Source organism: Liquorilactobacillus uvarum DSM 19971 (genome assembly GCF_001434935.1).
GTDB classification, from domain to species: domain Bacteria; phylum Bacillota; class Bacilli; order Lactobacillales; family Lactobacillaceae; genus Liquorilactobacillus; species Liquorilactobacillus uvarum.
The window spans coordinates 1-5099 of the sequence record NZ_AZEG01000045.1; the positions used below are offsets into that span (position 1 = coordinate 1).

General features: G+C 34.6%; 4 protein-coding genes and 1 pseudogene. 4 read left to right on the top strand and 1 reads right to left on the bottom strand.

Annotated features, from left to right (window positions below):
• Positions 1 to 66 precede the first annotated feature (66 nt).
• Positions 67 to 1323 (top strand): annotated as a pseudogene (locus FD20_RS14065) (glycerophosphodiester phosphodiesterase family protein); the annotation flags it as partial.
• 297 nt (positions 1324 to 1620) lie between these two features.
• Here the strand turns inward: FD20_RS14065 and FD20_RS11465 are convergent.
• The gene (locus tag FD20_RS11465) at positions 1621 to 2535 is read right to left on the bottom strand and encodes an NAD(P)-dependent oxidoreductase (RefSeq protein WP_057738675.1); all 915 of its coding nucleotides are present in this window, start codon (positions 2533 to 2535) and stop codon (positions 1621 to 1623) included.
• A gap of 335 nt (positions 2536 to 2870) precedes the next feature.
• On the opposite strand from FD20_RS11465, the gene pxpB reads away from it, so the two are divergent.
• From pxpB to FD20_RS11480, 3 genes are read left to right on the top strand one after another with little or no spacing between them, the layout of a single operon-like run.
• Entirely contained in the window at positions 2871 to 3590 is a 720-nt protein-coding gene (gene pxpB / locus FD20_RS11470; RefSeq protein WP_057738677.1) for a 5-oxoprolinase subunit PxpB, read from the top strand.
• A 17-nt stretch (positions 3591 to 3607) separates the two neighbouring features.
• On the top strand, positions 3608 to 4633 hold the full coding sequence (locus tag FD20_RS11475; protein ID WP_057738679.1) for a 5-oxoprolinase subunit C family protein: 1026 nt from the start codon (positions 3608 to 3610) through the stop codon (positions 4631 to 4633).
• Between the two features lie 15 nt (positions 4634 to 4648).
• Complete coding sequence (locus tag FD20_RS11480; RefSeq protein WP_057738681.1) at positions 4649 to 5065, top strand: acetyl-CoA carboxylase biotin carboxyl carrier protein; 417 nt, start codon at positions 4649 to 4651, stop codon at positions 5063 to 5065.
• The last annotated feature ends 34 nt before the right edge of the window (positions 5066 to 5099 follow it).

Below are 5099 nucleotides of genomic sequence, written 5' to 3' on the forward strand. Positions count from 1 at the left end.
AATTATGGCACAACTGTTCAGAAATTTATGTACCAAATACTAGGATAGGAGCAGTTTTATCTTGGACTAATGTACTTGGGAGTAAGATTTTCATTTACCTTACCTTTTATGATTTTGCAGGAAGTTCCTTTGAAAAAAGCATTACACCATTCAATTATTTTAACCAAGAAATATTTTTGGAAACTGATCGGATCTTTTTCCGCTATGATTTTGGGGTCTTTGGTTTTCAATTTTATAATCTATGCTTGTCTACTAGGAATTCAATGGATATTTGAAAGAACTTTTAGCGGAGCGTCTCTTTATTCTGCAACATTACTGGCAACAATGGCTTGGTTTATCAGATTGATAACTTCCATACTTGTTATTATTGGATCGGTCCAAATTGTGCTATTTTTTATGAACAAAGAACGACAGTTAGATGGATTAAAATTACAAGAATTAGTGCATAAAAAGCAGCATACTTTGTTGGAGATATGCCTTTTGCTAATTTGTTTTTTGGGGCTTCTTGCGGTTCGAACTAGAGATAATTATATGTTTATGCGGCAATCTACACATAAGATTCCAATTGTGATTGCTCATAGAGGTGTTGATGGGAACAATGCACTGCAAAATTCTATAAGTGCTCTAAAAAAGACACATCGAAGTGCTAAACCACATTATACAGAAATGGATATCCAAGAAACTAAAGATCACAAGTTTGTGGTGAGCCATGATTCGAATTTAAAAAAACTTACTGGGAAAAATTTGATAGTCCAAAAATTAACATTAAAACAAGCAATTAGTTTGACTGCACGTGAAGGAAAACATTCCGCAAAATTGGTGAGTTTTGACAAGTATTTGAGTGAAGCGCATAAAATAGGACAGTTATTGATTGTCGAAATTAAAGTAAGCAAATATGATTCGGAACGTATGCTTGATATTTTTGCAGATAGGTACGGGCAAAGTTTAATTAGGCATGGTGATGTTGTACATTCACTTGATTATAGGACCGTTTATAGTCTTAAGAAGAAAATACCTCAATTAAAAGTTGGATACATTTTGCCTTTCAATGTTTTAGGTGTTCCCAAGACAGTAGCTGATTTTTATTCTATTGAATACAGCACTCTGAATGATGATTTTATAATTGAGGCACAGCGACAGCACAAAAAAGTTTACACATGGACAGTTAATCGCAGTCCTTCAATGTATGGTGATCTTAGTATGGGAGTTGACGGAATTATTACGGATAATGGAACCAAGCTTAATACAACTATCGATAAATATCAGTCAACGCGAACTTACACCTATAAGATGCTTGCGTTGATGCTGAATTTATATCGGTAATATATATAATAGTTTGATGTCTTGAAAGAAGTTTTCACTTCAAAATGACATATGATGTTTGCATAAAACTTTTTATTTTTAAAATCACAAAACAAAAAAACAAGTAATTTGTAACAATATATAATTAAAGAAATTATAGTAGAACGAAGAATACCTTCAAAGTTGACTAAGACACCTCAAAGGATTAAACAAGATCTAATCTTTTAGAGTTAGTGCAGAAGTAAAAACTTTGAAAGGTATTTTTTTGATTAATTTCTGGTACAACATATTCAAAATTTTTTATGATAAATATGCTATTTAAAAATAACTTTTAATAGGTTTTTTACCATCGAAAAATAATAGGATTTCTTTAGCACAACGAAGAGATGATGCTTTCAAAGTCTCCTTTGTATTTGCGCCGATATGCGGAGTAGCTATGAAATTACTCAATTTGCTGAAATCATGCAGAGTGTACTTTGCTCCATTATCAAACACATCGACTGCAGCTCCAGCTATTTTCTTATTAAGCAGGGTTTCATACAAAGCATCACTATCAACAATTGAACCACGAGCAGTGTTTATTAAATAGGATGTTCGTTTCATCCTATTAAGTGCTGTTTCATCAATTAAACCGTGCGTGTTTTTCTTTGCAGGAATATGGATTGTAACGATATCGGACTCTGTTAATAAATAATTGAGTGAGACTTGAGTGCCATAAATTAATTTTTTAGGGCGATGGTTATAAACTAGCAGTTCATTATTGAATGGCACTAAATAAGAACTAAATTTTTGCGCAATTTTTCCATATCCAATTAAGCCGACTTTTTTATTTGCAAGCGAAGAACCAACTGGGAAAGTATTGTCATTTTTATTCACAGGTATCTTTCTGAGTAGATTTAAGAGCAGCAGTAAGGTAAGTTCGGCGACAGGACCAGCGTTCAGTCCTGGTGTATAAGTTAGACGGATGTTACGTTCTTTTATTGCCTCAAGTGGTAGGTTGTCCACACCAACACCATGTCTGGAAATAATAGCAAGGTTTTTGAATAAGTTTAATTCATCAATGCTAAGTGTACTGGCTCGTATAATCATGCCAACAACTTGTTTAAAGTTAATCTGTGTTTGACTTTCAATAATTGATAGATTATGTGGACGGACATAGACTGAGTATCCAGCTTTTATTAGAAGATCAAGCCCACTTTTTTCGATTGGTTCAACTACATATATAGTGTTCAAGATAATTATTTACTCCCTTCTTTAAAAAATACAGCAATATAAACGGCAGCGAAAACAATTACTTTGATTATAAAATGATTAGTAACATTTTACCATTTATTAAATTTTTAAAAAATAAAAATAACGGATTTTTAGTTTTGAAAAGAAACAAAAACACCGAAAAAAAGATGAAATCAAAATAATTGCTTGATTTATTCACTGAACAAACGCTTACTCCAATTGTAGAAAGTATAAGATATCTTTTTCACATTGTAGACAATACTTTGCTTATGTGTGTAGAATATGAACATTGACTTTTCATCGAAATCTAATTTTTGAAAGGGGGAGTTTAAAATATGGAATGTGATTATCATTTTGTACCAGTCGGGGAACAGTCATTAAATATTGTTTTTCCTGAAGTGATAGATGCAGAAGAAAACCGTTTAATTCATACATTAGCACGGGTTTTATCTAATACTGATGTGGGAATTGTTGCTACGATTCCTGCTTACCATACTTTGACAGTTAATTTCGATTTCCTTCGTACAAACTTTACAAGTTTAACAAATGAGATTGAGGCCTTGATTAAAAGCCATCCACTTTTAAAAGATGAAGAAAAAAAGCATATCATTGAACTTCCAGTTTGCTATGATGAGGAATTTGGACCAGATCTTAAATCTGTGCTTGAATACGGGAAAATAACTTTCGAAGATCTGGTTAAACTGCATACAAAAGACCCCTATCTTATTTATATGATGGGCTTTATGCCGGGTTTTGCTTATATGGGTTCTGTTTCAGATAAAATTGCGATGTCAAGGCTTAAAAATCCACGTGCTAAAGTTCCGGCTGGTAGTGTTGCTGTTGCTGGAAAACAAACAGGTATGTATCCAATTGAAGCACCAGGTGGTTGGAGACTTTTGGGGCGAACGCCGGTGAAGTTATATGATCCAAGGCATCCTAAACCACGTTACAATGCCGGAGATTATATTAAGTTTAGAGCTATTTCGAAAAATGACTATTACTATATCCAAAAACTTGATTTGAAGGGAAAATACCAACTCAAAGAATTGTTTTAATACCGGGAGGCGATTTTGTGAAAATAGTTGAAGTATTAGAAGCAGGGTTGGTAACAACTATCCAAGATCTTGGACGTCCTGGTTATCAAGGGGATGGGGTTCCTGTTTCTGGCGCAGTAGATACTATGGCACATCGTATGGCAAATATATTAGTTGGTAATGACAAGGAAGCTGCAACGCTAGAGTTCTGTATGCTTGGCCCTAAACTTAAATTTGCATGCAAAACATTTATAGCAGTTACAGGAGGTGCATCACAGCCACTGATAGATGGAAAACCAATATTCTTAAACAAAGTTTACAGTGTAAAAAGTGGTTCTGTTCTTTCGTTTAAACCGATGACTTCTGATCGTTACGGTTATATAGCCGTTGCAAATGGTGGCTTTTTAATTAAACCACTGCTGAATAGCCGCGCTACAACTGTCAGACTCAAATTAGGAGGATTTAAAGGAAGATGTGTCCGAGAGGGAGATCATCTTCCAATAGCTGAATGTTTTAGGATGCCAAGTTTTCAATATCGTGAATTTTCACATGATAAAAAAAGTGAAAGTGAAAAAAATAGCGAAATTCGTTTTATTAAGGGCCCACAGTGGGATTTGTTTACCAGTGAAGCACAGATGCAATTTTGTAGAAGCTTTTTCACTATTTCACAGCAAGCCGATAGAATGGGGTATCGGTTGGATGGGGAAAAAATGTCTGTTCCAGAAAGCAATATGCTTTCAGAAGGCACAGTTTTAGGAAATATTCAGATAACTCGAGACGGCCGGCCAATCGTTCTTTTGGCGGATAGACAGACAACCGGGGGCTATCCAGTTATTGCAACTATTATCGCGGCCGATCTTAGTAAATTTGTTCAACTCAGTAGTCGGCAGCAGATACACTTTCAACCTGTTTCTTTAGATAAGGCAAGTTCAGCATTAGTTGCGCAAAATTCTGAATTAAAAAAATTCAAGTTATTTTTAGAAACAAAGAGGTATCAATATCCAATTGGACCGATACGTAAAGCGGCGCAAAAATTAGAAATTCTGCTTGATGGAAATGGTTAGGAAGGGGTTTATAAGATGGAAATAGAAAAGATTGAAAGCTTAATTAAGTTATTTGGTCGTTCAGCTCTTTCTAGGTTAGAAGTTGCAGAAAAAGATACCCGAATTGTCTTGGAAAGAAAAAATAATGCAGCAGCACTTGAAATAGAGTCCGATGCAGCTAAGGTATTAAAAAAGTCTGAATTGACTGAAAAAACAGCAAAAGTTGTTAAGGCCCCCTTAGTAGGTACTTTATACACCGCATCAGAACCAAATAAACCGGCTTTTATTAAAGTCGGTGACACGGTCAAAAAGGGACAGACCATTGCCATTATTGAAGCTATGAAAATGATGAATGAAGTTAAGTCACCTTTTGATGGTAAAATTGCGGCTATTCTGGTTGAAAATGAGGCTGTAGTTGAATATGATCAAGCACTTTTTAAACTAGAGGATTGAGGTGGAAATAGTGAAAAAAGTTTTGATTGCTAAC